This is a genomic window from Kribbella sp. NPDC051620, assembly GCF_044453825.1.
Classification (GTDB): Bacteria; Actinomycetota; Actinomycetes; order Propionibacteriales; family Kribbellaceae; genus Kribbella.
In genome coordinates, this window is sequence record NZ_JBITDB010000008.1 from 291924 (window position 1) to 318372 (window position 26449).

A 26449-nucleotide genomic window follows, 5' to 3' on the forward strand; every position below is an offset into this window, starting at 1 on the left:
GTGTCTGGGCGAGATCTCGGACCACCACACCCATTCCACACAGTCCTTGCCCCCCCCCCCGGGGGGGGCCGCCCCCCCCCCCCCCCCCCCCCCCCCCCCCCCCCCCCCCCCCCCACGCCGGTCAGCGCGGTTTGCCGCTTCCGCAGCAGCCGCCGGCAGCTAGGCCGGATGGTGCGGGTGGGGTTTTGACGGCTGCCTCGACGTCGGCCAGCATGCGGGTTCGTTCGGCCGGGGAGATGATCCGGCCGCGGGTGACGACGGTGTGGATCCGCCGGGTGTTGCGGATGTCGTGCAGCGGGTCGGCGTCCAGTACAACCAGGTCGGCGACCTTGCGTGGGGCAACGGACCCGAGGTCGGCGGCCAGTCCCAGGAACTTGGCTGGTTCTACCGTTGCGGCGTACAGGGCCTGCCGGGTGGTGGCGCCGGCGCCGACGAGCAGTTCGAGCTCGTCGTGCAGGGCGAAGCCGGGGACCATGTACGGCGTACCGGTGTCGGTGCCGGCCAGTACGGGGACGTCGTGGGCGAAGAGCTCGCGGACGAAACGCTGCCGGTACTCCCACATCTGCCGCTGGTGGGAGATCTCCTCGGCGTTCCGGTTGGCCTTGTAGAGGTTCTCGATCACGTAGTCGTAGGTGCCGATCGAGTCCTCACTCAGATACTTCTGCGTCGCGGGGTCGGGCCCGGTGAAGTCGGGCATGTCCAGCACCTTGTGCATGGTCAGTGTCGGGGTGACCCGGGTCCGGTTGCGCCGCAGCGTGCCGAAGACGTCGGCCGCGCGGGCCTGGCTGAAGGTGTTCGCCGCGATCCACTCGATCGGGTGCATCTGCCGGAACCAGCCGTTGTAGTCGCCGGTCCTGATCGCGATCGCCTGCTGCATCCGGCGTACCTCGGCCTCGCGGCTCGACACCGACAGGCCCAGCGAGTGAATGTGCTCGATGCTGCGCTGGCCGGCGTCGCTCACCTGCTTGATCGGTACCTGGTCGGGACCGTGACCGGCGACCGTCAGCCCTTGCCGCCGCGCCTCGTCCAAGATCGCCCGGTACGCCGCTGGGCTCAGCCGCGAGTAGACCTTGACGAAGTCGGCCCCCTCCTCCTTCACCTGCCGGACCGCCGCCCGCGCGCCGGCCTCGTCGTCGACGACGAGCACGTGGAGCAGGTTGGGGTCCCACAGGGTCGGATCGCCATCGATGATCTGGCTGGCCACGATCATCCGCGGACCGAGCAGCGTGCCCGCCTCGATCCGGTCGCGCCAGTCGTAGACGACCGGGTCGGGCGCGGCCATCTCGCGGACGGTGGTGAGGCCGTTGGCCAGGTACAGCGGCGGCGAGACGTGCTCGTCGCCGAGGGAGTGGACGTGCATGTCGGCCAGGCCGGGGATGACGAACTTGCCGGTCAGGTTGAGCTCGGTGGCGCCGCGGGGGACCGGCAGCCGGCCCACTCCGATGATGCGATCACCACTGATCAGTACGGTCTGGTGCCGGTCGCGACGGCCCGTTGCCGGGTCGATCACGGTGACGTCGGTCAACGCGGTGATCCTGGGGGAGCGGGCCGTGCTGGACGGCCAGCTGAGGGCGACGGCGTGGTCGGCGGTGAAGGAGCTTCCGGCAACCATGGCGGCTCCTGCGGCGGTACGGGCGAGGAACTGACGACGGGAACTGTTCATGCCCTCCACTGTTGTTTGCCCGGGCTCTGCGGTCAGGGGTTCTGACCGCCCTATCCCAGGTAGGGAAAACCCCACCAAGGCACGTACTCTTGGTGGCTGTTATGCGTACATACGAGGTCCGCACCCACGGGTGTCAGATGAATGTCCACGACTCCGAGCGTCTGCGGGGCCTGCTGGAGACCGCCGGTTACGTCCGCGCGCCCGAGGGCGACCTCGCCGACGTGGTCGTCTTCAACACCTGCGCGGTCCGCGAGAACGCCGACAACAAGCTGTACGGCAATCTCGGCCAGCTGGCCCCCGCGAAGGCGAAGAACCCGGGGATGCAGATCGCCGTCGGTGGCTGCCTCGCGCAGAAGGACCGCGCGACCATCACCAAGAAGGCGCCCTGGGTGGATGTCGTTTTCGGCACCCACAACATCGGCTCGCTGCCGGTGCTGCTGGAGCGGGCCCGGATCGCCGAGGAGTCGCAGGTCGAGATCCTCGAGTCGCTCGACGTCTTCCCGTCCACGCTGCCGACCCGGCGGGAGTCCCCGTACTCCGCCTGGGTGTCGGTCAGCGTCGGCTGCAACAACACCTGCACGTTCTGCATCGTCCCGGCGCTGCGCGGTCGCGAGAAGGACCGCCGCCCCGGCGACGTGCTGGCCGAGGTCGAGGCGCTGGTCGCCGAGGGCGTGCTCGAGGTGACGCTGCTCGGCCAGAACGTCAACTCGTACGGCGTCGAGTTCGGCGACCGGTACGCGTTCTCGAAGCTGTTGCGGGCCTGCGGTGGGATCGAGGGGCTGGAGCGGGTCCGCTTCACCTCGCCGCATCCGCGCGACTTCACCGCGGACGTGATCGAGGCGATGGCCGAGACGCCGAACGTGATGCCGTCGCTGCACATGCCGCTGCAGTCGGGGTCGGACCAGATCCTCAAGACGATGCGCCGCTCGTACCGGCGGGATCGCTACCTCAAGATCATCTCCGACGTCCGGGCCGCGATGCCGGACGCCGCGATCACGACCGACATCATCGTCGGCTTTCCCGGTGAGACCGAGGAAGACTTCCAGGGCACGCTCGACGTCGTCCGCGAGGCGCGCTTCGCCGGCGCCTTCACCTTCCAGTACTCCAAGCGTCCCGGCACTCCGGCCGAGTCGATGGAGGACCAGGTGCCGCACGCGGTCGTACAGGAGCGGTACTTGCGCTTGGTCGAGCTGCAGGACGAGATGGCCTGGGAAGAGAACAAGTTGATCGTCGGCCGTTCCGTCGAGGTCCTGATCGCCGAGGGCGAGGGCCGCAAGGACGCCGCCACCCACCGCCTCTCCGGCCGCGCCCGCGACAACCGCCTGGTCCACTTCACCCTCCCCGAAGGCATCGAGAAGCCGCGCCCCGGCGACATGGCAACCGTCGAGGTCACCTACGCGGCCCCCCACCACCTGGTAGCCGACATCTTCGGCTCCGTACGCCACACCCGCGCCGGCGACGCCTGGCAACGAGCCCAAGACACCCCAGCCTCCACCGCCACCCCCGGCGTCATGCTCGGCATGCCCCCCATCGGCGCCCCGACCCCCTTGGAGCCGGCCGTCGGCGGCTGCCAGGTCAACTAACTTGCCCAACACCCCCAACCCCGCCCCCAACCAGAGCGGGGCTGTGTCTGTCCCTGTGGTGGGTGGGGATGGGGCCGCGGGGCGGGTTGGTGGGTTGTTGGTGGCTGGTGCTGAGCCGTTTGCTGCTGGGCGGGATGCGGATGTCTACTCGATCGATGATGAGTGGGTGTTGCGGCGGTATCGGGATGGGCATCCGGTGCGGGATGAAGCGGAGTACATGACCTGGGTGGCGAAGTACGACTACCCGGTACCGGCCGTGCGTCAGATCGACGGGCCGGACATGGTGATCGAGCGACTCACCGGGCCGACACTTGCCGATGCGGCGATCGCCGGTGACCTCTCACCGTCGGAGCTTGGCCGCATGCATGCTGACCTGCATCGCCGCCTCCACGCCATCCCGGCCCCGAGCGGCACCCGCGGCAACGTCGTCGTGCACGGCGATCTCCATCCGTACAACGTGATTCTCACCCCAGCTGGCCCGGTCGTCATCGACTGGCGCAACGCCGAGGAAGGCTCACCCGAGTTCGACCTCGCGATGACCGCGATCATCTTCGCCCAGGTAGCCCTCGACCCCGCCTTCGCCAACCTCTCGGCGATGCTCCGCGAGTCCCTCACCACCTACCTGGCCAACTCGATCGACCTGACCCCCGGCCTCGACGCCGCCCTCGCCGCCCGCGCCCACAACCGCACCCTGAGCCAGCAGGAACTCGATCTCCTACCAGCCCAGGCAGAACTGATCCGCTCACACTTGCCCTAGCAGGTTCTCGGGCCGCTGACGTGCAGCATCACGCCAGCGGCACCAAAACCCGCCAGCCGACACCAAAAACACCGGTCGGCCTGCTCCAACAGCTCAAACCGCGGCAGGCTCAGGCGTTGAGGAACTCCTTCAGCGACAGCGCGCGGTCGACGATCCGGAGTTCGCCGATGTGGCCGGCGAAGGTCTGCTCGATCTTGTTGGCGTAGTGGTTGGCGCCCAGCAGCCAGGCGGCTCCGGTGGTGGCGAGGCCGTTGGAGCGGGTCGACGGGTTGCGCAGCAACTCCGACGAGTCGATGAAGAGGGTGGTGTGGCGCCCGTCGTTGACTACCGCCAGGTGGAACCAGCGGCCCGCGACCTCCTCATGACCCCAGTTGGTGAAGGTATCGTTCTTGTCCAGCGGGTAGACGGCCCACTGGAGTTCGCGCCCGCCGGAGAAGGCGAGGTTGACGACCGGCTCGGACGGGTCGCTGCCGGTCTTGCCCGCGTCGGCGCCGGTACCGAGCCGGCTCAGCAGGCCTTCCCAGGAGTGGTCGGCGCCGTCGTCGGACAGCTTCACGAACGCCTCGATGGTGTAGCCGCCCTTGAAGGTCAGCCGGTTGAGCGGCGCGTTGTCGGCGGTACGAAGGTAGCCACCCCGTCCCGGCTTCTTGCCGCCGCCGAACACCCAGCTCGCGTGGCCCGGCTGATCCGGGTGGAACTCAGTGGACGCCTTCAGGCTGTCCGCCGGGCTGCCCGGCAACAGCACCGGCGTCAGGTCATTGCCCCGGCCCGAGTGATCCACCACCCGCGACCCGACCGGCCCGTCGAGCCGCCAGTAAGCGACCGTCCCAGGGATCACCAGCTCGGCGGCCGGCCGCGCGGGCCGTACCGGCAAAGGAGCGAACCCGGCGAAGCGGGCGGCGAAGTCGATCGGCAGGCTGAAGCGGTTGACGTCGCTGGTCAGCTCGACCTCCTGCTCGGCCAGCAGCGAACGGCGGCCCGGCTTCTGCGCCAGGATCCACGGGTTGATCGTCTCGACGTCGATCGTGTTCCGGACCAGGTCGAAGTGGTAGAGGCGGATCATCGCGCCGCCGCCGTAGTACCGGTCCTGGTAGTTGGTGATGTGCAGGTGGACGTCGTGCCCGGCGGCGTTCTGGCGGATCGTCCGGCCGGGCGGCCAGTAGTGGCCGTTCAGGGTCAGGAAGATCTGGTCGTTGCCGTCGACCAGCTGGTCCCAGACGCGGTTGCCGTGGTCGGAGAAGTACGCGACGCCACCGTCGTCGTTGGCGTAGACGAGCTCGTGGATCGTCAGGATCACCGGCAACGTCGGGTGCTCCGCGATCACCTTGCGGGCCCAGGCGAAGCCCGCGTCGGACGGCCGCCAGTCCATTGCCAGCAGCAACCATTGCCGGCCGCCCGCGCGGAACACGTGGTACGAGTTGTAGCCGTCCGGCGTCGAGCCGCCGTAGGTGCTCATCCGCTTGAACCGCTGCGGCCCGAACACGTGCAGGTACGGCGAATCGCCGCGCTGGTCGTCCTTGCTGCCGTCGATGTCGTGGTTGCCCGCGAGCACGCTGTACGGCATCCGCGCCCGGTCCATCACCGCGAACACCGGGTCGGCCTGCGCGAACTCCCGCGCTTGCGCGTTCTGGGTGATGTCGCCCAGGTGCGCGGTGAAGACGATGTTGTCGACGCCGCGCTGGTCGATCAGGTACTCGAAGGTCGCGGTCAGCGGCGCCGAGTCGCCCCGGTCCTCGTCGAACATGTACTGCGTGTCCGGTACGACGGCCAGCGTGAACCGCGGGTCCTCCACGTCGGGCCGGCTCGACGCAGTGCCGGCAGTGCCGGTCGAAGAAGGACTGATCGAAGAAGGGCCGGCCGCCGAAGCCGTCGATACGCCAGTCACCCCGACGGCTGCGATCCCCGCCCCCAGCGCCCCCGCCTGCAGAATCCGCCGCCTGCTGGTCCCATCGAACTGCTCGCCCATCGGTGCCTCCGGCCTAGGTGCCGGTGCCTCACGCCCCGGCGCATCGCTGGCACTCTAGAACGCCTTTGTCCTGACCAACATGAACGCCAGAAGAACTACTCGAAACCCTCCGCGATCACCGCAGGCAGACCACCCGCACGAAGACCGGCCAGGACCCGCGCCTCATGCGGTACGACCGGATCGGGCAGCTTGTCGAGGGAGAACCAGTCGAGGCCTGCCGCCTTGCCCGGCTCCATCAGGCGTGGCTCGCCGCTCCACCGCGAAACCGTGAAGAAGAAGTCGACCCGCTCGTCGATCGGCAGCCCGTTGCCACCGGTCCGGTGCATCGCCGTGACGGGCACCAGGTCGGCCGGGTCGATCTCCACCCCGACCTCTTCCCGGACTTCGCGGATCGCTGCCGCCAGTACGGACTCGCCCTGCTCGACATGCCCGGCCGCGGTCGCCCAGAAGCCGTCCATGTAGCCGGTGTTGGCCCTGAGCAACAACAGCACCTCGTCGCCACGCCGCAACACCACATAAGCCGCGGGAATCACCTGAAACCGATCCATACCGCCCAACCCTAGGGACCCCCACCCCCACTTTGAGCACCCACCAGTCGCCGGAGCATCGATCGGGCGACTGGTGGGTGCTCAAAGTGGGCGAAAAGAGCAAAGGGCCGCAAGGGGAGATCCCCTTGCGGCCCTCGAGGTGTTGCTCAGGCAGGCTTGTTGGCGATGTCGTCGTCCTGGCCGTCCAGCCCGTCGAGGCCGTCCTTGGCCTTGTCGACGCCCTGGTCGATCTTGTCGCCGTACTTGCCACCGGTCTTCTCGTCAACGAAGTCGCCGGCCTTGTCGAGACCCTCGCCGACCTTGTCGCCGTGCTGGTCGACCAGGTCGCCGGCCTTGTCCTTCAGGTCCTCGGCCTTGCCCTTGAACTTGTCGAAGATGCCCATCTCGGGGGCTCCCATTCCTAGCGTAGTGAACTACTTACAGACAGCTAGCGGTGATCTTCCCACCAACAGGGCCCCAGGTGTGGGAGGTGGCTCAGGCGAGATCGCGGGGTTCGGATTCGACGTCGCCGCCGGAGTCCGTGCCCGCCTCGTCGCCGTCGTCGCCGAACTCGACGTCGCCGCCGCTGAACTCGACGTCGCCGCCGCTCTGGTCCGGTCCGACCTCGACGTCGCCGCCGCTGCGCGTGAGCGCGTCGGCCTGCTCGACGTTCTCCTCGACCGCGTCCTTGGCCGCGTCCTTGGCCGCGCCGGCTTCTTCTTCGAACGGATTCGTCACGAAAGTTCCTCCCGAGTCAGGTACTGCGATGTGTTTCGGCCCCCCGAATCGCCGATGCGGTCCGGACCGTAACTCTTGCCCCCGTTCCTACCGAACACAGGGGGTCACCCACAAGCCCGCCGGCCGATCCTTGGCCCAGAGTTCACGCCGGTCGCCAGGCCCGGCGGCGGGCACTGTCACACTAAGGAGATGGTCGAGTCACTCGTGGTCGCCGTCGTGGGTCCCACGGCGGCCGGAAAATCCGACCTGTCGGTTGCCCTCTGCAAGCAATTGCCAAGTGGATCCGGCACAGGTGAGGTGGTCAACGCCGACGCAATGCAGGTCTACCGCGGGATGGACGTCGGTACGGCGAAGATCACCGTGGCCGAGCGCTCCGGCGTACCGCATCATCTGCTCGACATCCTCGACGTGACCCAGACCGCCACGGTGGCTGAGTTCCAGCAGCTGGCCCGGGCCGCGATCGACGACTGCCTGCGCCGTCAGGTGGTTCCGGTGCTGGCCGGTGGCTCGGCGCTTTACGTCAGGGCGATCCTCGACGACTTCGAGTTCCCGGGTACCGATCCGGTACTCCGTGAGCGCCTCGAGGCCGAGCTGGTGGAGCACGGCTCCGGTGCTCTGCATCAGCGGCTGGCCGAGGTCGATCCGGCCGCGGCCGCGCAGATCCTGCCGAGCAACGGCCGCCGGATCGTCCGTGCGCTCGAGGTCATCGAGATCACCGGCGGCCCGTACGTCGCGACGCTGCCCGAGCACACCTACGTCTACCCGGGCGCCGTCCAGCTCGGACTCGACGTCCCGCGGCCGGTTCTCGATGAGCGGATCGACCGCCGGGTGGACCGGATGTTCGACAACGGTTTCGTCGACGAGGTGGAAGCCCTGCTGGCTAAGGGCTTGCTGGACGGCCGTACCGCGAACCGCGCGCTCGGCTACCCGCAGGTGATCGCGCTGCTGCGCGGCGAACTGTCCGAGACCGAGGCGCGGATGAGGACCGCCCAGGCGACCCGCAGATTCGCCCGCCGGCAGGACTCCTGGTTCCGCAAGGACCCCCGGATCACCTGGCTGCCTTGGGATGCGCCCGATCTGGTCGACCAAGCTCTCCGCGTGATCAGAGGCAACCATCCAGGCCCCGCCGACGTAGTCGGGATGGAAGAAGGCCTGGGGGCTGTCGATGCGAGGGGGTGACCGTGAGGCCGAGTTCCGCGAGTACGTCGTCGCGGACCGCAGCAGACTGATGCGAACGGCGATGTTGCTCACCGCGGGGGATGTGCACACCGCCGAGGATCTGGTCCAGACCGCCTGTACCCGGGTGTATGTGCACTGGCACCGGATCCGGCACGAAGGCGCCGGGCCGTATGCGCACCGCATCCTGGTCAACGCCTTCCTGGACGAGCGTCGCCGGGCCGGCCGCCACCCCGAGGTGGTGACCGCCGAGACGTTCGAGCCGAGGCTGTCGGAGCAGACGGATCCGGTGGACACACTGGCCGTCCGCAAGGCGCTGCTGGACCTGGCGCCCAGGCAACGGGCGGTCCTGGTGCTCAGGTACTTCGAGGATCTCGACGTGTCCAGCTGCGCCCGGATCCTGGAGTGCACCGAGGGCACTGTGAAGAGCCAGACCGCGAAAGCTTTGAAACGACTGAAGGACCTGATGGCCGACGACCCGGCCACGGATCCCGCGACGGGGAGTACGGACAAGTGGACGACGTGAAGAAGCTGCTGGCGGAGTTCGCCGACCATGCGGTCGACGGGCTGCCGGCAGCTGACGTGGATGCGGACGTGGCGCGGGGACGCCGGGCGCTGCGCCGGATCAGGGCGCGCCGCCGCGTCACCGGCGTACTGTGCATCGCCGCTGCCACGACAGCGGTGCTCGCGGTCGGCAACCAGGTCAAGTGGTGGGGCGCGGGCCACTCGGAGGTGGCCGGCGGACCCGATGAGCCCGCGTCGGCGGCGGGCGCGGAGGCGGGTCGTTCGCCGGCGAAGACCGCCGAGCCGAGCCCGGGAGCCGACGAGGGCACGATGTCGACCTTCAGCACCGGCGTCACACTGATCGCCAACCGGGCTGCCTGGAAAAACATCAGCTGCTCGCTGGCACCGGAGGGCTGGGCGCTGAAAGCCCCAGCCGGCCCCAACCACATCCAGCTCGCCCCACCGACCATGCGGACCGCGGATCTCGACCCGGGCGCCGGGTTGGACATCCAGGCGATCGACGCGGCCCGAAGCCTGCAGGGCATCCGCGTGTCCGAGTCCGCGGGCAAGGTCTTCCACCTCGGTACCAGCGAAGGCCGCGAGTCCGGCCAGGTGCTGCTCGGCGACCGCTGGCTGCTGGTCCAGCTGCCGACCGGCAACAAGGACTGGAACGACGACCTCCTCCGCCGCTTCATGGCCTCCTGCACGGTCAACTGACACCGTCAACTGTCACCGTCGGTAGGCGCCAACTGACAAGACGGACGCGCCACGACTGGCGGACAAGCTCCTGAGCGGGTAGGCAGGGGCCTGTCCCTGTACGCCCGATCCGCGGAGGACCCGTGACCCCCACACGCCTGGCCGCCACCCTGACAGCGGGAACGCTCGTCCTGGCCGGCCTGACCGCGAGCACCGCGGCCATTGCCCAGCGCACCGTCGAGCCGCCTCGCCAGCTCGCCGCCCAGACCGACGACCACACAGCCCAGCCCACCAAGAAGTACGCCACGGCGGTCGGCTTCGGTGGCGCGGTTGCCTCGGTCGATGCCGACGCGACCAACATCGGCGTCTCCGTACTCCGCCGCGGCGGCAACGCCGTCGACGCGGCCGTCGCGACGGCAGCAGCGCTCGGCGTGACGGAGCCGTACTCCGCCGGTGTCGGCGGAGGTGGATACTTCGTCTACTACAGCGCGAAGGACCGCAAGGTCTACACGATCGACGGCCGCGAGACCGCACCTGCGACGATGCCCGCCGACGCCTTCCTCAACCCGGCCACGCCTGGCAAGCCGTACACGTTCTTCCCGGACCTGGTGACGTCCGGCGTCTCGGTCGGCGTCCCCGGCACGCTCGCGACCTGGGACTCCGCGCTGCACTCGTGGGGCTCGCTGTCGCTGGGCAAGGCGCTCAAGCCGGCCGCGGACCTGGCCGATCGCGGGTTCGTGATCGACCAGACCTTCCGCAACCAGACGCTCGACAACAAGGCCCGCTTCTCGGCGATCACGCCGACTGCCGCGCTGTACCTGCCCAATGGTGATGCGCCCGTCGTCGGCTCCGTCTTCAAGAACAAGGACCTGGCCAACACGTACAAGTTGCTCGGCAAGAAGGGTCCGTCGGCCTTCTACGGCGGTCCGCTGGCGCAGGAGATCGCGACGACGGTCCAGACGCCGCCGAAGGCTCCGGGCGCGACGTTGCCGGTGATGCCCGGCCACCTCACCACGGCCGACCTGGCCAAGTACAAGGTGATCAAGCGGGAGCCGACGAAGGTCAGCTACGACGGCCTGGACGTCTACGGGATGGCGCCGTCCTCGTCCGGTGGTACGACGGTGGGGGAGGCGCTCAACATCCTTGCCCCGTTGAAGTTGTCGAAGCAGTCGACCCCACAGGCGTTGCACTCCTACCTCGAGGCGTCGGCGCTCGCGTTCGCCGATCGCGGCAAGTACGTCGGCGACCCGGCGTTCGTCGACGTACCGACGAAAGAGCTGCTCTCCAAGGGGTTCGGCGCCGAGCGGTCCTGCCTGATCGACCCGGCCAAGGCCTCGGTCAAGCCGCTGCCGCCCGGTTCGCCGGACGGTTCGTACTCCGGTTGCCCGGCGGGTATCGCGCATGAGGACAAGGCCGACACCGAAGGCCTGTCGACGACCCACCTGGTCGCGGCCGACAAGTGGGGCAACATCGTCTCGTACACGCTGACGATCGAGCAGACCGGCGGCTCCGGCATCCTCGTCCCCGGTCGCGGCTTCCTGCTGAACAACGAGCTGACCGACTTCACCGCGGTTCCCGACCCGGCCGACCCGAACCGGATCCAGCCGAACAAGCGGCCGCGGTCGTCGATGTCGCCGACGATCGTGCTGAAGCACGGCAAGCCGTTCCTCGCGCTCGGTTCGCCGGGTGGTTCGACCATCATCACGACCGTGCTGCAGACGCTGACCAACCGGCTGGACCGGGGGATGACCCTGCCCGAGGCGATCGCCGCGCCGCGCGCGTCCCAGCGCAACACGGTCAACGTGACGGCCGAGCCGCCGTTCATCGACGCCTATGGGACGGCGCTCAAGCCGTACGGCCACACGCTGGTACCGGCGGGTGACGCCCTCACGTCGGCTGCCGAGATCGGGGCGGTCGCGGCGCTCGAAGTACTGCCGCATGGCGGCTACCTCGCTGCGGCCGAGCCGAAGCGTCGCGGCGGAGGCGCGGCCGGCACAGTCGACCAGCTCTGGCCGAACTAACCCTTCTTCAACCGCTTGGGAGCAGTAGGCAACGGCGGCGGCTCGACGGGCGGCGGTGCTCCGGCATCACCCGCGTCGAGCCACCCGTCGTACTGCGTGACCAACGGCTCCACAACGCTCAACTCGGCATCAGCCGGCACGAGGACCATCCACGGATGGTCCTCGTCGTCGTCCTCCCCCTGAAACCGATCCCGCCGCACAACCGCATCCAGCCGCCCGGCCACCGCATCCGCGTCCTCCCGCTCCCAGAAGTACGCCACCACCTGCTCACCCATGCCGAAACGGTACGACGGAACCCGCGCAACCGACCGACGACCCGACCGCTGGTCCATGTCAAGGCACCCGGGCCGGATCCGACCGTGAGGTGTCAGCGGTTCGCGACCACAGGGAGATGGTTATGTCAGGCAACAGAATCGTCGTGTCGGTGCAGGTGTCGCTGGACGGCCGGACGGCAGGCCCGGGCGGCGAACTCGACTGGTTCGTGGTCAAGGACGAACTGCATGCCCACTTCGTGACGGAGCACAGCAAGGCGGGCATGTTCTTGTACGGTCGCCGGACCTATCAGGGGATGGCCGGCTACTGGCCGACTGCGGACGAGGACCCGGGCAACGACCAGTGGCTGGTCAGGTATTCGAAGCTGTGGAAGTCGATGCCCAAAGCGGTGTTCTCCAAGACGATGCAGTCGGCCGACTGGGACACCACCGTGCTGCGCGACATCGAGTCGCTGGCTGGGCCGCGGGAGCGGGCGAACGGCGATCTCTATCTGGTGGGCAGCGGCGAGATGATCACCGAGCTCGCCCGGCAGGACCTCGTCGACGAGTACCAGATCTATGTCCACCCGGTTGCGCTCGGGGCCGGTCCCAGCCTGCTGGCGGACATCGGCAACCGCCGGGGAGTCGCCTTGGCCGACAGCCAGATCTTCGACCAGGCCGTCGTGAAACTCACCTATCGACGCGACCACCGTACGATTTGCCCATGAGCACCTTCCCCTGGCTTAAGGGACACGGCACCGAGAACGACTTCGTGCTGCTGCCCGACCCTGATGGAAGCGTGCACGGCGAGCTGGACGCAGCCGTCGTCCGCTTCCTGTGCGACCGGCACGCCGGCCTGGGGGCGGACGGGGTGTTGCGGGTGATCGAGGGATCGAAGCAGTCGTACGTCGAGGACGGTGGCGACTGGTTCATGGACTATCGCAACGCCGACGGCTCGATCGCGGAGATGTGTGGCAACGGGGTCCGGGTGTTCGTCCGGTACCTGGCTGAGGCCGGTCTGGTCGGCGAGAAGCCGGTCCGGGTGGGGACCCGGGCCGGGGTGAAGGAGGTCGTGCTCAACGACGACGGCACGATCACCGTCGACATGGGTGAGCCGAGACTCCCCGGACCGGCCGGCATCGTCGTGGAGGCGAACGGCCACCAATGGCCGGCCCTCCACGTCGACATGGGCAACCCCCACGCGGTGGCCTTCGTGGACTCGCTCGACGAGCCGGGCAACCTCTGCGACCAGCCCGGCTGGTCCCCGGCAAACGCGTTCCCACACGGGGTCAACATCGAGTTCGTAGTCCGCAAAGGCCCGAACGAGGTGGCGATGCGAGTGCACGAGCGAGGCGCGGGCGAGACCCGCTCCTGCGGCACCGGCACCTGCGCCGTCGCCGTGGCCTCCGCCCGCGCGGCCCGCCAGAGCGCGCCGGTCACGTACCGCGTCGTAGTACCGGGCGGTTCCGTCACCGTGAACTGGCGCGAAGACAACCACCTGGAGCTCACCGGCCCAGCCGTCATCCACGCCCGCGGCGAGTTCGACAGGTCCTGGTTGCCCGCCTGAACGGGAATTCAGCGCGACGCTGGGTCGTTGGAACTGAAATCGGGTCGCCTGTGGGGGTGAGCCGTGCCACGATGGAAGGTATATGACGACCCAATCGAACGCATACGAAGAGACCGACGTCGACCTCGACCTGCTCCAGGACGACGTGCTCGACGACGAGGAGTCTTCGTCGGGTTACCGCAACGACTACTCCGCCGAGGAGAACACCGAAGGCCTCGAGCTGGAGGAACGCCAGGCGCTGCGGCGCGTGGTGGGGATGTCGACCGAGCTGACGGACATCAGCGAGGTCGAATACCGCAAGCTGCTGCTGGAGCGCGTGCTGCTGGTCGGCGTGTGGACCGACGGCAGCGCCGAGGACGCCGAGAACTCCCTCGCCGAGCTGAAGCTGCTCGCCGAGACGGCTGGTTCCGAGGTGCTCGACGGTGTGATCCAGCGGCGCAAGAAGCCGGACCCCGCCACCTACATCGGTAGCGGCAAGGTGGCCGACCTGCGCAACCTGGTCGCCGCGCTCGGCGCCGACACGGTGATCGCGGACGGCGAGCTCGCGCCCGCCCAGCTGCGCAACCTGGAAGACAAGCTGAAGGTCAAGGTGGTCGACCGGACCGCGCTGATCCTCGACATCTTCGCCCAGCACGCGAAGAGCAAGGAAGGCAAGGCGCAGGTCGAGCTGGCCCAGCTGCAGTACATGAAGCAGCGGCTGCGTGGTTGGGGTGGAAACCTCTCCCGCCAGGCCGGTGGCCGGGTCGGTGCGGCGGGTGGCGGTATCGGTGGTCGTGGTCCTGGTGAAACCAAGATCGAGACCGACCGGCGCCGGATCAACACCAAGATCGCCAAGCTGCGGCGTGAGCTGAAGGACCTGAAGAGCACCCGTTCGACGATGCGGCAGGAGCGTCGCCGGCATTCGATCCCGTCGGTCGCGATCGCCGGGTACACGAACGCGGGCAAGTCGTCCCTGCTGAACAGCATGACGAACGCCGGCGTACTGGTCGAGAACGCGCTGTTCGCGACGCTGGACCCGACCACCCGGCGGACGACGACGTCCGACGGCCGGGTCTACACCTTCACCGACACCGTCGGGTTCGTCCGGCATCTGCCGCACGACATCGTCGAGGCGTTCCGCTCGACGCTGGAGGAGGTCGCCGACGCGGACCTGCTGCTGCACGTGGTGGACGGTTCGCATCCGGACCCGATCGCGCAGATCAACGCGGTCCGCGAGGTGCTCGCCGAGATCGGTGCCGGCAACGTCCAGGAGATCATCGTGATCAACAAGGGCGATGTGGCCGACCCGATGGCGCTCGCCCCGATCCTGCACCGGGAGACCGGCGCGATCGTGGTGTCGGCGCGTACCGGCGAGGGCATCGACAAGCTCCGCGCCCTGGTGGAGGCAGCCCTGCCGAGCCCGGACGTCGCCGTCGACCTACTGCTCCCGTACGACCGCGGCGACCTGGTCTCCCGGATCCACTCCGAGGGTGCGGTCGACCAGCTGGAGCACACCGGCGACGGCACCAGGGTGACCGCCCGGGTGCACGCCGACCTGGCCGGCGACCTCGCGAAGTACGCGGTCATCGCCTGACCTGTACCACCGCCTGACCTGTACCACCGACAGCCCCGGAAGCCTCTGGTTTGCGGGGCTGTCGCATTTGGTGAGCCAAATGACCAGCGGCCCCCGGGGAGAAGTCCCGGGGGCCGCTGGCTTGTGGTGCTCTGATCAGGTGATCAGCTCCGGGGGTAGATCCGGACCTTGAGCGAGGTGTTGTCGCGCGAGGTCACCCGGATGTTGACGCCATTGTTCGGCACCTTGACGCTGTTCTGCGGCTGCGTGGCGTCCCAGTAGGACAGGCTGTCGTTGAACAGCGGCTGGGCTGCCTGGCCGCGGATGTAGCTGGCCTGGCCGTTCAGGTGGAGCGTGAACGAGTCGGCCTTGGTCAGTCCGAACGGCGCGTCGTAGCCGCTGACCCGCGGACGCCAGATGCCACCGTCGAGACGGTTGATCGGGGTCGGGTGCGAGTCGATCGGGAGGATTTCGCCCTCACCGGGGTGGACGTTGACGTTGTTGTCGCCCTGCGAGGTGTCCCAGTAGGAGATCAGCAGACCCTCCTGCATCGGGAAGTGCTCCACCTTGTCCGGCAACGAGTTGGCCCAACCGAAGTTGTACGGACCGGTCTTGAGGTTCTCGTCGTAGGACACGTAGTTGCGGTGCGAGGCGATGTAGTAGTTGTCGTACGGCGTGGTGAGCGTCGCGCCGACCGAGCTGAAGCCGTTCAGCGTCCAGCCCTCCGGCGTCGCCTCCGCGCCCGAGCTGAGCACGGTGGTGGAGCCGTTGGTCACCGCGATGTCGTCGACGTGGATTCCGAAGCCACCGGTGTTCGGGTCGGTGGTGTAGCGGAACTGCAGGCCGACCGTCTTGCCCGCGTAGGCGGACAGGTCGAACGTGGCCGGCTTCCAGCCGTTGCTGTCACCGTCGATGCCGTTGCCTTCACCCGGGTGGGTGATGTTGCCGGCGATCGGCTTGTAGCCGGAGCCGTCGTTGACCTCGACGTAGGCGTAGTCACAGGCGGTGTCCGGGCCGCAGTCCTCGATGGACCAGTTGGCCTGGAACGTCAGCGACGTCGTACCGGTGGCCGGCACCGCGACCTGACGGTTCATCGTGTGGGTGAAGTTGTCACCGCGACCGCTCCACCACGACTTCGCGCCGACAGCCGGCGGCTGCAGCGGCGAGGTCACCAGCTTCTTCGGCAGCGTGACCACGACGGCCTGCGGGTTGGTCGAGTTGTACTCGTGCGGGCCGAGCTCCAGCTTGCGCTCCTGGCCGGCCTTGACGATCTCGTAGTCCAGCCAACCCAGCTGCAGCTTCTCCCAGGCGCCGAAGTCGGCCGCCTGCTCGCCGATGCCGCCGTCGGTGGGCTTGCTGACCCGGCTCTGCGCCATGATCGACCACCAGTTGACGCCGTTCTCGACCGCGGCACCCGAGGTGTCGTAGAGGTCCGGCAGGCCGAGGTCGTGGCCGTACTCGTGGGCGAAGACGCTGATCCCGCCGTTCTCCGGCTGGATCGTGTAGTCGCCGACCCACAGGCCGGTGTCACCGATCTGCGCGCCGCCGGCCGGGTTGGTGGCCGGGCCGCCCGCGACACCGACGTACCAGCGGTGCGACCAGATGGCGTCCTCACCCTGCTGCGGGTCGCCATCGGCCTGGTCGCCACCGGAGTGGACGATCTGGAAGTGGTCGATGTAACCGTCGGGCTCGTTGAAGTTGCCGTCACCGTCGTAGTCGTAACGGTCCCACTGGTCGAACGTCGCCAGGTCGGCCTTGATCTGGGCCGTGGTGCGGCCGGCCGCCTTCTGGTCGGCGACCCACTGGTTCACCGCGTCCGCGACCAGCGCCCAGGTGTTGTTGCAGACGTTGCCGACGCACGGGAAGCCGTTGGACCGGCCGTAGCGGGCCTCGTTGTACTTGACCTTGACCCAGTTGGTGACCTCGCCGTCGACGCTGTACCGGCCGGACGACTGCTTCTCGTAGTACTTCTTGACGGAGTTGCCGTCGCCGAAGTACAGCTGCTGGTAGTGCGCCTGGTCATAGTTGGCCTGCCAGACGGTGGAGTTGTCCACCGACCGGTCGGGCGCCGGGATCGCGTTGTGCAGCGGTCCCTCGAAGGTGGCCGGACCGGGGATGGCCGGCGCCTGGTCCTTGTCCGGGTAGTTCGGGTGCCGCTCGTTGCCGAACTCGGCGAGGACGACGAAGATCTTGTCGGTCTTCTCGCGGCTCAGCTCGACGTACTCGTCGACCTTGGCCTTGGCCGCCTTGGTGGTCGTGCCGGCGGTCAGGCTGCCCTTGGCCGCGGCGTCCTTCTTGCCCAGCTTGACGACGGTGCTGGCGCCGCGCTTCTCGGCCTTGGCGGTTCCGTTCAGCACCTTGGTGAGGGCTTCCTCACGCAGTTCGCGGCGCTTGTCCTCGGCCGGGTTCGGTAGCTCGTCCGAGGTGGCCGCGGGCTCGCTCACCGATGGTGCGGCGGCGGCCCCAGCCGGCAGCTGAGCGGCGTTGCCGGCTGAGGCCAGGCTCAAGCCGATCGTCGTCGCCAGAGCCAGGCTGAACAGCCCGGCAGATACTTTGCGCACGATTCCCTCCCTGTACAGAAAAAGCACGCCGCGCTTGTGACGCAACGTGTTCATGGCTCCCCCGAGCGTGGTACTTCTGCGCGACAGTACGGGGAAAATCGGCGTTGCTGAAGTGGTTTGCCAGAATTTTCTCAGCAACAGCGGGGAATCATTCGCACACACAATACGTAAGACCACTCAACCAACTGGAGTAGGGCGACGCAGCGTTGCGGCCGGGCTGATTGGCACACTGTGCGCCATGGATGTGTCCCTGGGTGGCCTGCGCGCCGACACCGCGCGCTCGGACGGCGAGGTGGTGGACCTGATGCTCCCGCTGTGGCGGGCGCTGGTGGTCTTCCGCGCGATCACCTGGGGATTCGCGTGTTTCGGCGTCTGGAGTCGCTGGGACGGAATTGCCCGGCCGTCGGGCGCGGTCATTCAACTGGCCGTGATGGGGCTTTGGACGGTCATTGCGTCCATTGGTTACAGTCGGCATTGGGGCCGTCGCAATACGCGACTGGCATTCGCCGACCTGATTGTCACGGTCGGTTGTATGTATCTGACGGTACTGGCCCAGCCGCTGGCCGACATCCGGGGCGGCGCCTCGGTCCTCACCTCGGTCTGGGTGGCCGGTCCGGTACTCGCACTGGCCATCTCGCGCGGTCGCGACGGCGGCCTGCTCGGCGCCGCGACGATCAGCCTGGCGCTGCTCTCGCTGCGCGGCGTCGACAACGCGTCCAGGATCCTCAGCAACGTCCAGCTGCTGCTCGTCGCCGGCCTGGTCGTCGGGTACGCCGCCAGCACGATGCGCCGGGCCACCACGCGACTGCGCGACGCGATCGCCACCGAGAGCGCGACCGCCGAGCGGCTCCGGCTCAGCCGGTCCATCCACGACGGCGTACTCCAGGTGCTCGCCCAGGTCCAGCGCCGGGGGAACGCGATCGGTGGCGAGGCGGTGGAGCTGGCTGCGATGGCAGCAGAGCAAGAGGTCGCCCTGCGCACTCTGATGTCGACCCGGGCAGCCACTGGTGATCGCGGCCGGATCGACCTCTGCATGTTGCTGTTGCCGCTGGCAACGCCTCGGGTCGACGTCGTCGTACCGGCTGGGCAGGTGCTGGTCGCGACCGCGCGAGCGACCGAGCTGGTGGCCGTCGTCAAGGAGGCGTTGAGCAACGTGACCAAGCACGCCGGCCCGGAGGCGCAGGCGTGGGTGGTGGTGGAAGACCTGGGTACCGAGGTGTTGTTGTCGATCCGCGACGATGGGGTCGGGACGACCCCGGACCGGCTGGATGCCGACGGGCACCTCGGGGTGAGTCAGTCGATCCGCGGCCGGATCGCCGATCTGGGCGGCAGCGTCACGGTCCGGACCGCCCCGGGCGAAGGGACCGAGTGGGAGATGAAGGTGAGTGTTCTGTGACCCGCGTGATGATCGTCGACGACCACCCGATGTGGCGCGAAGGCGTCGCGCGGGATCTGGGCAGTCGCGGGTACGACGTGTGCGCGACGGCGTCGGATGTCGCCAGCGCGGTCAAGATCGCCCTGGCGACGAGGCCTGACGTGGTGGTGATGGACCTGCAGTTGGGCGATGGCTCCGGCGTCGACGCGACCCGGGAGATCACCGCTGCGCTCCCGGACACCCGGGTACTCGTCCTGTCGGCCAGCGCTGAGCAGGCCGACGTACTGGCTGCGGTGAAGAACGGTGCCTCGGGGTATCTGGTCAAGTCGGCGTCGCTGGACGAGTTCGACGACGCAGTACGGCGTACTGCCGAAGGCGATGCTGTCTTCAGCGCAGGACTGGCCGGGTTGCTACTGGGGGAGTACCGGCGGCTAGGGGCCGGGCCGGAGGTGCCGCAGCTGACAGACCGGGAGACAGAGGTACTGCGGCTGGTGGCGCGCGGGCTGACCGCCCGGCAGATCGCTACGAGGCTGGTGCTGTCGCATCGGACGGTCGAGAACCACGTACAGAACACTCTGCGCAAGCTGCAGCTCCACAACCGTGCAGAGCTCGTCCGCTACGCGATAGAGAACGGGATCGACCAGGCCGAGTAGTACGCCGTACCGGTTGGGGCGGAACCGGTACGGCGTACCTGCAGGGGCTCAGAGACTGTTGCTGAAGAGCAAGCGGTTGACGGTGCCACCGGTGGTGCCGCCGGAGACGACGTTCGGGGTGGCGTTGGTCTCGATGTAGGACTTGACCGTGGCCGGGGTGGCCGACGGGCTGGTCTGCAGGTAGAGCGCGGCGACGCCCGCGACGTGCGGCGTGGCCATCGAGGTGCCGTTGTACGAGCCGGTGGTGTTACCGGGCAGGGTGGAGATGATGTCCGAGCCCGGCGCGTAGACGTCCACGCAGGAGCCGGTGCTGGAGTACGACGCACGGGCGTCCGTGCGGGTCGACGCCGCGGTGACCAGGGCGGTCTCGATCTTGCGGGGCAGCAGGTTGCAGGAGTTGGCGCCGGTGTTGCCCGCCGAGGTGGCCAGGAAGACGCCGGACCGGATCATGTTGCGCAGCGAGGTCTCCAGCGTCGTGTTGGCCGGGAAGTTCCACGACGTGTTGGCCACGGCCGGCTTCACCGCGTGGGCGGTGACCCAGTCGACGGCGGCGATGGCGCCGGACGCCGTACCGCTGCCGGAGCAGTTCAGCCACTTGACTCCGTGCAGCCGGACCGCCTTGGCGACGCCGTACGAGGTGGAGCCGATGGTGCCGGCGACATGTGTGCCGTGGCCGAGGCAGTCGGTGTTGTTGGAGTCGACGGCGTTGAAGTCGAAGGTCGCGCGGCCGCCGAAGTTCGGGTGGCTCGCGTCGATGCCGGAGTCGATGACGTAGGCGTTCACGCCGCTGCCGGTGCGGGTGTAGGTGAACGAGTTCGACAGCGGCAGGTTGCGCTGGTCGGTCCGGTCGATACCCCACGACGGCGGGTTGGTCTGGGTGGTGTCGATCGCTTTGTAGGAGACGTCCTGCGAGATGGCGACGACGTCCGGGCTCTTCTGCAGAGCGGCGAGCTGGGCGGCGGTGAGCTTCGCGCTGAAGCCGTTCACCGCGCTGCTGAACTGACGCTGCGGGGTGAAGCCGAGCTTCATCTTGCCGAGCTGGCTGCCCTGCTTGAGTTCGACGATGTACGTGTCCTTGACCGGGGTGACACCGGGGTCGGCGGACGCCGGCTGGATCAGGATGATCCGGCCGCTGGGGTCGGGCGCGGGAGCGGCGCTGGCGCTGCTCAGAGCGGTAGTCAAGGCGATCGCTGGCACGATGGCGGCGGCCAGGGTCAGGCGGATGCTTCGACGCACGGGTTCCTCCTTGGGAACTCTCATCACCCACCGGGGCGGAGGGGTGATCACACTCGGTCCACGAGGGACTACGCAGTGAATGCGAGTGAAGTTAGGGCTTCCTCGCCTGACACGTCAATCACTTCGGCAGCCCACTACTGCCACGGCACTGCGGTGACACCCTTGTGTGCGTTCGTACACTGTGCCTTCCACCCCAGTGGATAGCTCTGTGTCACGACACCTGTACTGACAGGTGCCAACACTCTGCGGAGGCTCCAAGTGAAGTCGTCCCTGGTTCGCGCCTTGTTCGCGTTCCTCGTCCTAGCGGCGTCGACGTACGTCGTCCTGACGGCCAAGCCCGAACTGGGCCTCGACCTGCGCGGCGGCACGCAGATCGTGCTGGAGGCGAGCGACTCGCCGACGGTGAAGGCGAACAAGGAGACCACCGACAAGTCGCTCGAGGTGCTGCGGCGCCGGATCGACGCGCTCGGCGTCAGCGAGCCGAGCGTGACCCGGCAGGGCGAGAAGCGGATCATCGTCGAGCTGCCCGGCGTGCAGGACCCGCGCGAGGCGGCCAAGGTGATCGGCAAGACCGCCCAGCTGACCTTCCACGAGGTGCTCGACATCGTCGAGACCAAGCCGGCCAAGCCCGCGGCCGGCGAGCTGTACCTGCCCAGCGACAACGGCCCCGGCTTCCTGCGGCTGGCCAAGCCCGCGATGACCGGCGAGAAGATCAGCGGCGCGGACGGCCTGATCGACCCGCAGCAGGTCGCGCAGGGCTGGTTCGTCCAGATGAACTTCAAGGACGACGGCGGCAAGATCTGGGCGAACATCACCGGCAAGGCCGCCTGCGAGCCGGTCAACACCCCGAAGCGCCAGGTCGCGATCGTGCTCGACAACGAGGTGATCAGCGCCCCGCAGGTCGACCCGAGCGGCGGCAGCCAGCTCTGCAACATCGGCATCGGCGGTGGTACCAGCACGATCACCGGCAGCTTCACCGAGGAAGAGGCCAAGGACCTGGCCGCGCTGATCGAGGGCGGCTCGCTGCCGGTCCCGGTCAAGGTGATCGACCAGCGCGTCGTCGGTCCGTCGCTCGGCAAGGACGCGATCCAGGCCAGCGCTCTGGCCGGCCTGATCGGTGTCGCGCTGACCGCGTTGTTCATCACCATCGTCTATCGGCTGGTCGGCCTGATGGCCGTCTTCGGCCTGATCGCGTACGCCGGTCTCTCGTACGCCGCCCTGACGCTGATGGGCGCGACCCTGACCTTGCCCGGCCTCGCGGGCTTCGTGCTCGCGATCGGAATGGCGGTCGACGCCAATGTGCTCGTCTTCGAGCGGGCGCGGGAGGACTACATCGGGGGCCGGACCGACGGCCTGAGGAGATCTCTGCGCAGCGGCTTCGACAACGCGCTGTCCGCGATCGCCGACTCCAACATCACCACGCTGCTCGCGGCCGGACTGCTGTTCTTCCTGGCCGCCGGTCCCGTCCGCGGCTTCGGCGTCACGCTGAGCATCGGTGTGATCGCCTCCATGCTGTCCGCCCTCGTCATCACCCGGGTGCTGGCCGAGTTCGTCGTCTCCCGTGGCTTCATTTTGAAGCGGCCAGGACTGAGCGGCATCGCCGGGCACGGCCGGGTGCGGACCTGGCTGGAGGCGAAGAAGCCGCCGCTGATGAAGCACAGCCGCCGCTGGCTGGTGATCACCGCGATCGCGATCATCGTCAGCGTCGCGGGTGTCGGTATCCGTGGGCTGAACCTCGGCATCGAGTTCACCGGTGGCCGGCTGCTCGAGGTGAGCACGGCCCAGCCGGTCAGCCCGGACCAGGCCCGGGTCGCGGTCGCCGAGGCCGGGTACCCGACCGCGATCATCCAGTCCTCGGGGACGGACGACATCACCGTCCGTACCGGAACGATCAGCGATGACGAGGCCGAGAAGATCCGCGGCGCGATCTCCGAGATCGGCGGTGGTACGACGCTGATCCGCAACGAGAGCATCGGCCCGTCGCTCGGCAGCGAACTGCGCGACAAGGCGCTGATTGCACTCGGCGTCGCATTGCTGGCGCAGCTCGCCTACCTGGCCATCCGGTTCCGCTGGACCTTCGGCGCGGGCGCCGTGCTGGCGCTGCTGCAGAACGTGGCAGTCGTGGTCGGCGTCTTCGCCTGGACCGGCAAACCGGTCGACGGCATCTTCCTGGCCGCGATGCTGACGATCATCGGCTACACGGTCAACGACTCCGTCGTCGTCTTCGACCGGATCCGGGAGACCCGCAACGCGCGGTCGACCGAGAGCCTCGGGCCGGTGGTCGACACGGCGATCATCAACGTGCTGCCACGCACGATCAACACCGGTATCAGCACGCTGTTCATCCTCACCGCGCTGCTGTTCCTGGGCGGCGAATCCCTCGGCGACTTCGCCCTCGCGCTGCTACTCGGCATCCTCGTTGGCACCTACTCCTCCAACCTGACCGCCGCACCCCTCCTGGTAGAGCTGGAAAAGCGCTACCCAGCACCCCCACCCCGCCCCAAACTCAAACAACGCGACCGCGACGCCGAACCCGACCGAGGCGCCGTCGTCTGACCACTCGACATCTTCCTTGTAAGGGAAGAGCTCTACCGGTTATCCACAGACGCCCTGGCCACGCTTCGGAGAATGTCCGGTGCGGCGGCTAGGGTGATGCGGTGGGTGTAGATGTGCGGGAACTACTGGAGGCCGCGGTCTCCGCGATCGGTGGGCAGACGCGCCCGGGCCAGGTCGAGATGGCCGAAGCGGTGAACGGATCGATGCACGACGGATCGCATCTGCTCATCCAGGCCGGGACCGGGACGGGCAAGTCGCTCGGTTATCTGGTGCCGGCCCTGATCCACGCGGTCGAGGACCGCCGGGTGGTCGTCTCGACGGCCACGCTGACGCTGCAGTCCCAGCTGGTCGACCGCGACGTACCGGCCTTGCTCGACGCCACCGAGAAGCTGCTCCCGCGCCGCCCGTCGTACGCGATCCAGAAGGGCCGCAACAACTACGCCTGCCTGCACCGCATCCGCGAAGGCGCACCGGACGACGACGGCATGCTGATCGACATGCCACCGGCCGGCCCGGTCGGCCAGCAGGTGCTCGAGTTGCGCGACTGGGCCGAGCAGCAGCTGATCGACGGCGAGGCCGGCGACCGCGACCACGCGCCAACTCACCAGTACCAGGCCTGGCAGCAGGTCGCGATCGCCGCCCGGGAGTGCCTCGGCGCGCAGAAGTGCCCGTACGGCGAGGAGTGTTTCGCCGAGAAGGCCAAGGAGCAGGCGCGCAAGGCCGACATCGTGATCACCAACCACGCGCTGCTCTCGATCGACGCGTTCGAGAACCGCACCGTGCTGCCCGAGCACGACGTGGTGATCGTGGACGAGGCGCACGAACTGCCGGCCCGGGTCACCGGCGCGGCCGGCGACGAGCTCTCCCCGCAGATGGTCGAGCGGGCCGCCAAACGCGCCCGCCGGTTCATCGACGACGACAAGGCCGACGACCTGATCGACGCCTCCGACGCGCTCCGAGCAGCGCTCGACGAGACCCGCGAGGGCCGGATCGAGGCGGCCAACGGCGTAGTACTGGAGGCGGCCGCGCTGGTTCGCGACGCCGCCCGGTCGGTCTACTCCGATCTGAACAAGAAGTCCGACGACAAGGACGACGACCCCGACGGGGCGAAGCGGCAGTCCAAGGGCGCGGTCAAGGAGATCTTCGACGTCGCCGAGCGGGTCGCCGCGCTGAGCGACCTGGATGTCGTCTGGATGGTCGATCGGGAACGATTCGGCCGCCAGCTGCAGATCGCCCCACTCACGGTCGCGGGTCTGTTGCGCGAGCTGGTGCTGAAGGACCGGACCGTCGTGCTGACCTCGGCGACGCTCACTCTCGGCGGCGACTTCGACGCGATCGCCCGGCAGGTCGGGCTGCGGCCCGCCGACAAACTGGCCGACGACGACGAGATGCCGTCGGTGGACACCGACTCGGAGACCGGGCCGCTGCCGTGGCGCGGGCTCGACGTCGGCTCGCCCTTCGAGTACGAGAAACAAGGCATTCTGTACGTCGCCAAGCACCTGCCGCCGCCGCATCGCGACGGGCTGGGCAAGAAGCAGTTCGAGGAGATCATCGACCTGATCACGGCCGCGGGCGGGCGTACGCTCGGGCTGTTCTCGTCCCGGCGCGCGGCCGAGGCAGCGACTGCTGCGGTCCGGGAGGCGACCGACCTGAAGGTGCTCTGCCAGGGCGATGCGCAGCTGGGGGAGCTGTCGCGGGAGTTCGTGGAGGACCCGGAGACGTCGCTGTTCGGGACGTTGTCGCTGTGGCAGGGGATCGACGTGCCGGGATCGACCTGCAACCTGGTGATCATCGACCGGGTGCCGTTCCCGCGACCCGACGAACCGTTGATGGCGGCACGGCAACGAGCCGTCGACGAGGCGGGCGGCAACGGCTTCATGGCCGTCGCCGCGACGCATGCCGCGCTGCTGCTCGCGCAGGGGACGGGGCGGTTGATCCGCCGTACCACGGACCGGGGCGTGGTCGCGATTCTCGATCCGCGCATCGTTACCGCTCGATACGGTGGCTATCTGCGCGCCTCCTTGCCGCCGATGTGGCCGACCGCCGATCGTGAGAAGGTGCTCGCTGCCTTGAAGAGACTCCAGGACTGAGGCCGATGGCCGGGACGGTTCCTCCCGTGCTGCCGATGATGGCGGCGTTGGGGACGATGCCGTCCGGAGCGGGCTGGTCGTACGAGATGAAGTGGGACGGCATCCGGGTGATCGCCGAAGTCGACGAGACCGGCTGCCGGTTGTGGTCGCGCAACAGCCGGGATGTGTCGGGTGGGTATCCGGAGCTGCTCGGGCTCGCGCAGGCGCCGGGGCTGGAGCTGCCCGCGGTACTGGACGGTGAGATAGTCACGCTCGACGAGTCGGGGGCGCCGTCGTTCGGGTTGCTGCAGCGGCGGATGCATGTTCGCGATCCGCGTCAGCTGGTCCAGCTGATCAAGCAGGTGCCGGTGTCGGTCCGGGTCTTCGACGTACTCCGGTACGCCGGCAAGTCATTGCTGGAGGCAACCTACGACGAGCGGCGCGGGCTGCTCGACTCACTCGAACTCGGAGACCCGTTCTGGGAGATCCCACCGGCCTACGACGACCCGGACGAGGCGCTCGACCTGTCGGCCTCGCAAGGGCTGGAGGGCGTCGTCGCCAAGCGGCGCAAGTCGCGCTACCTGCCCGGCAAACGCAGCTCCGACTGGATCAAGATCAAACCGGTCCTCACCCGCGACGTCATCCTCTGCGGCTGGCACCCCGGCGAAGGCAACCGCGAGGGCAGGATCGGCTCCCTGTACTGCGGCGCCTACGACGCGCCCGGCGGGGAGCTCGTACTGATCGGCAAGGTCGGCTCCGGACTCGACTTCGCGATGCTCGAGGTGCTGAGTGCCGAGCTCGCCGCCCTCGAAATCGACACCCCACCCTTCGACACCTCAACCATCCCGAACGCTGACCGCCGAGCCGCCCACTGGCTCGACCCCCTCCTGGTAGCCGAAGTCACCTACTCCGGCTGGGCCGCCGACGGCCGCCTCCGCCACCCCGTCTGGCGAGGCCTTCGCCTAGACATCAACCCAGACTCGGTAGTCCGTTAACCT

General features: G+C 68.4%; 22 protein-coding genes. 14 read left to right on the forward strand and 8 right to left on the reverse strand.

Features of this window, described 5'->3' with window-relative positions; all coding sequences use genetic code 11:
- Positions 1-121: 121 nt before the first annotated feature.
- Complete coding sequence (locus tag ACIA12_RS36375; RefSeq protein ID WP_396371890.1) at positions 122-1663, reverse strand: amidohydrolase family protein; 1542 nt, start codon at positions 1661-1663, stop codon at positions 122-124.
- Between the two features lie 101 nt (positions 1664-1764).
- Between ACIA12_RS36375 and miaB the strand changes: the two genes are divergently transcribed.
- Positions 1765-3246 (forward strand): tRNA (N6-isopentenyl adenosine(37)-C2)-methylthiotransferase MiaB, encoded by a 1482-nt coding sequence (gene miaB, locus ACIA12_RS36380; protein WP_396371891.1) that lies wholly within the window; start codon positions 1765-1767, stop codon positions 3244-3246.
- Positions 3247-3289: 43 nt separating this feature from the next.
- Complete coding sequence (locus ACIA12_RS36385) at positions 3290-4003, forward strand: phosphotransferase (protein WP_396371892.1); 714 nt, start codon at positions 3290-3292, stop codon at positions 4001-4003.
- A gap of 109 nt (positions 4004-4112) precedes the next feature.
- Here the strand turns inward: ACIA12_RS36385 and ACIA12_RS36390 are convergent, their stop codons facing one another.
- The 4 genes from ACIA12_RS36390 to ACIA12_RS36405 all read right to left on the reverse strand — a co-directional run bounded on the left by ACIA12_RS36390 (position 4113) and on the right by ACIA12_RS36405 (position 7234).
- On the reverse strand, positions 4113-5969 hold the full coding sequence (locus ACIA12_RS36390; RefSeq protein ID WP_396371893.1) for a LamG-like jellyroll fold domain-containing protein: 1857 nt from the start codon (positions 5967-5969) through the stop codon (positions 4113-4115).
- Between the two features lie 95 nt (positions 5970-6064).
- Positions 6065-6517: an NUDIX domain-containing protein gene (locus tag ACIA12_RS36395; protein WP_396371894.1), complete on the reverse strand. Its 453-nt coding sequence runs from the start codon at positions 6515-6517 to the stop codon at positions 6065-6067.
- A gap of 146 nt (positions 6518-6663) precedes the next feature.
- Complete coding sequence (locus ACIA12_RS36400; RefSeq protein WP_396371895.1) at positions 6664-6900, reverse strand: antitoxin; 237 nt, start codon at positions 6898-6900, stop codon at positions 6664-6666.
- Between the two features lie 91 nt (positions 6901-6991).
- Positions 6992-7234, reverse strand: a complete 243-nt coding sequence (locus ACIA12_RS36405) for a hypothetical protein (protein WP_396371896.1) — start codon at positions 7232-7234, stop codon at positions 6992-6994.
- Positions 7235-7423: 189 nt separating this feature from the next.
- Between ACIA12_RS36405 and miaA the strand changes: the two genes are divergently transcribed.
- From miaA to ggt, 4 genes are all read left to right on the forward strand, one after another.
- The gene (miaA, locus tag ACIA12_RS36410) at positions 7424-8413 is read left to right on the forward strand and encodes a tRNA (adenosine(37)-N6)-dimethylallyltransferase MiaA (RefSeq protein WP_396371897.1); all 990 of its coding nucleotides are present in this window, start codon (positions 7424-7426) and stop codon (positions 8411-8413) included.
- Positions 8400-8936 (forward strand): SigE family RNA polymerase sigma factor, encoded by a 537-nt coding sequence (locus ACIA12_RS36415; RefSeq protein ID WP_343983940.1) that lies wholly within the window; start codon positions 8400-8402, stop codon positions 8934-8936. The genes miaA and ACIA12_RS36415 overlap by 14 nt, the downstream gene beginning before the upstream one ends.
- On the forward strand, positions 8924-9631 hold the full coding sequence (locus ACIA12_RS36420; protein WP_396371898.1) for a hypothetical protein: 708 nt from the start codon (positions 8924-8926) through the stop codon (positions 9629-9631). Before ACIA12_RS36415 ends, ACIA12_RS36420 begins: the two co-directional genes overlap by 13 nt.
- Before the next feature lie 122 nt (positions 9632-9753).
- Positions 9754-11631: a gamma-glutamyltransferase gene (gene ggt, locus ACIA12_RS36425; RefSeq protein ID WP_396371899.1), complete on the forward strand. Its 1878-nt coding sequence runs from the start codon at positions 9754-9756 to the stop codon at positions 11629-11631.
- On the opposite strand, the gene ACIA12_RS36430 is transcribed toward ggt, so the two are convergent.
- Positions 11628-11906 carry a hypothetical protein gene (locus ACIA12_RS36430; RefSeq protein WP_396371900.1) on the reverse strand — a complete coding sequence of 93 codons (279 nt, stop codon included), beginning with the start codon at positions 11904-11906 and terminating at the stop codon, positions 11628-11630. The genes ggt and ACIA12_RS36430 overlap by 4 nt on opposite strands.
- Before the next feature lie 122 nt (positions 11907-12028).
- On the opposite strand from ACIA12_RS36430, the gene ACIA12_RS36435 reads away from it, so the two are divergent.
- The 3 genes from ACIA12_RS36435 to hflX all read left to right on the forward strand — a co-directional run bounded on the left by ACIA12_RS36435 (position 12029) and on the right by hflX (position 15022).
- Positions 12029-12610: a dihydrofolate reductase family protein gene (locus ACIA12_RS36435; RefSeq protein ID WP_396371901.1), complete on the forward strand. Its 582-nt coding sequence runs from the start codon at positions 12029-12031 to the stop codon at positions 12608-12610.
- Entirely contained in the window at positions 12607-13449 is an 843-nt protein-coding gene (gene dapF / locus ACIA12_RS36440) for a diaminopimelate epimerase (protein ID WP_396371902.1), read from the forward strand. Before ACIA12_RS36435 ends, dapF begins: the two co-directional genes overlap by 4 nt.
- Before the next feature lie 82 nt (positions 13450-13531).
- Positions 13532-15022 carry a GTPase HflX gene (gene hflX / locus ACIA12_RS36445; RefSeq protein ID WP_396371903.1) on the forward strand — a complete coding sequence of 497 codons (1491 nt, stop codon included), beginning with the start codon at positions 13532-13534 and terminating at the stop codon, positions 15020-15022.
- A gap of 143 nt (positions 15023-15165) precedes the next feature.
- On the opposite strand, the gene ACIA12_RS36450 is transcribed toward hflX, so the two are convergent.
- A complete protein-coding gene (locus ACIA12_RS36450) occupies positions 15166-17562 on the reverse strand; it encodes an immune inhibitor A domain-containing protein (RefSeq protein WP_396371904.1) in 2397 nt (798 codons plus the stop codon).
- A 238-nt stretch (positions 17563-17800) separates the two neighbouring features.
- On the opposite strand from ACIA12_RS36450, the gene macS reads away from it, so the two are divergent.
- Together macS and ACIA12_RS36460 are read left to right on the forward strand one after the other, a co-directional pair.
- A complete protein-coding gene (macS, locus tag ACIA12_RS36455) occupies positions 17801-18958 on the forward strand; it encodes a MacS family sensor histidine kinase (RefSeq protein ID WP_396371905.1) in 1158 nt (385 codons plus the stop codon).
- Positions 18955-19590: a response regulator gene (locus ACIA12_RS36460; protein ID WP_396371906.1), complete on the forward strand. Its 636-nt coding sequence runs from the start codon at positions 18955-18957 to the stop codon at positions 19588-19590. The genes macS and ACIA12_RS36460 overlap by 4 nt, the downstream gene beginning before the upstream one ends.
- A gap of 48 nt (positions 19591-19638) precedes the next feature.
- On the opposite strand, the gene ACIA12_RS36465 is transcribed toward ACIA12_RS36460, so the two are convergent.
- Positions 19639-20826: a S8 family peptidase gene (locus ACIA12_RS36465; RefSeq protein WP_396371907.1), complete on the reverse strand. Its 1188-nt coding sequence runs from the start codon at positions 20824-20826 to the stop codon at positions 19639-19641.
- Positions 20827-21084: 258 nt separating this feature from the next.
- Between ACIA12_RS36465 and secD the strand changes: the two genes are divergently transcribed.
- From secD to ligD, 3 genes are all read left to right on the forward strand, one after another.
- The gene (secD, locus tag ACIA12_RS36470; protein WP_396371908.1) at positions 21085-23382 is read left to right on the forward strand and encodes a protein translocase subunit SecD; all 2298 of its coding nucleotides are present in this window, start codon (positions 21085-21087) and stop codon (positions 23380-23382) included.
- A 113-nt stretch (positions 23383-23495) separates the two neighbouring features.
- On the forward strand, positions 23496-25472 hold the full coding sequence (locus ACIA12_RS36475; RefSeq protein ID WP_396371930.1) for an ATP-dependent DNA helicase: 1977 nt from the start codon (positions 23496-23498) through the stop codon (positions 25470-25472).
- 5 nt (positions 25473-25477) lie between these two features.
- Entirely contained in the window at positions 25478-26446 is a 969-nt protein-coding gene (gene ligD / locus ACIA12_RS36480) for a non-homologous end-joining DNA ligase (RefSeq protein WP_396371909.1), read from the forward strand.
- Positions 26447-26449: the final 3 nt, after the last annotated feature.

What these genes read in the sequence shown, in the direction of transcription:
- ACIA12_RS36435 (WP_396371901.1), top strand. Translation starts at nt 12,029, where the DNA reads ATGTCAGGCAACAGAATCGTCGTGTCGGTGCAGGTGTCGCTGGACGGC.
- hflX (WP_396371903.1), top strand. Translation starts at nt 13,532, where the DNA reads ATGACGACCCAATCGAACGCATACGAAGAGACCGACGTCGACCTCGAC.
- ACIA12_RS36430 (WP_396371900.1), bottom strand. Translation starts at nt 11,906, where the DNA reads ATGGGTGAGCAGGTGGTGGCGTACTTCTGGGAGCGGGAGGACGCGGAT.
- ACIA12_RS36395 (WP_396371894.1), bottom strand. Translation starts at nt 6,517, where the DNA reads ATGGATCGGTTTCAGGTGATTCCCGCGGCTTATGTGGTGTTGCGGCGT.
- dapF (WP_396371902.1), top strand. Translation starts at nt 12,607, where the DNA reads ATGAGCACCTTCCCCTGGCTTAAGGGACACGGCACCGAGAACGACTTC.
- miaA (WP_396371897.1), top strand. Translation starts at nt 7,424, where the DNA reads ATGGTCGAGTCACTCGTGGTCGCCGTCGTGGGTCCCACGGCGGCCGGA.
- ACIA12_RS36400 (WP_396371895.1), bottom strand. Translation starts at nt 6,900, where the DNA reads ATGGGCATCTTCGACAAGTTCAAGGGCAAGGCCGAGGACCTGAAGGAC.
- miaB (WP_396371891.1), top strand. Translation starts at nt 1,765, where the DNA reads ATGCGTACATACGAGGTCCGCACCCACGGGTGTCAGATGAATGTCCAC.
- ACIA12_RS36415 (WP_343983940.1), top strand. Translation starts at nt 8,400, where the DNA reads ATGCGAGGGGGTGACCGTGAGGCCGAGTTCCGCGAGTACGTCGTCGCG.
- ACIA12_RS36375 (WP_396371890.1), bottom strand. Translation starts at nt 1,663, where the DNA reads ATGAACAGTTCCCGTCGTCAGTTCCTCGCCCGTACCGCCGCAGGAGCC.
- macS (WP_396371905.1), top strand. Translation starts at nt 17,801, where the DNA reads ATGGATGTGTCCCTGGGTGGCCTGCGCGCCGACACCGCGCGCTCGGAC.
- ligD (WP_396371909.1), top strand. Translation starts at nt 25,478, where the DNA reads ATGGCCGGGACGGTTCCTCCCGTGCTGCCGATGATGGCGGCGTTGGGG.
- ACIA12_RS36390 (WP_396371893.1), bottom strand. Translation starts at nt 5,969, where the DNA reads ATGGGCGAGCAGTTCGATGGGACCAGCAGGCGGCGGATTCTGCAGGCG.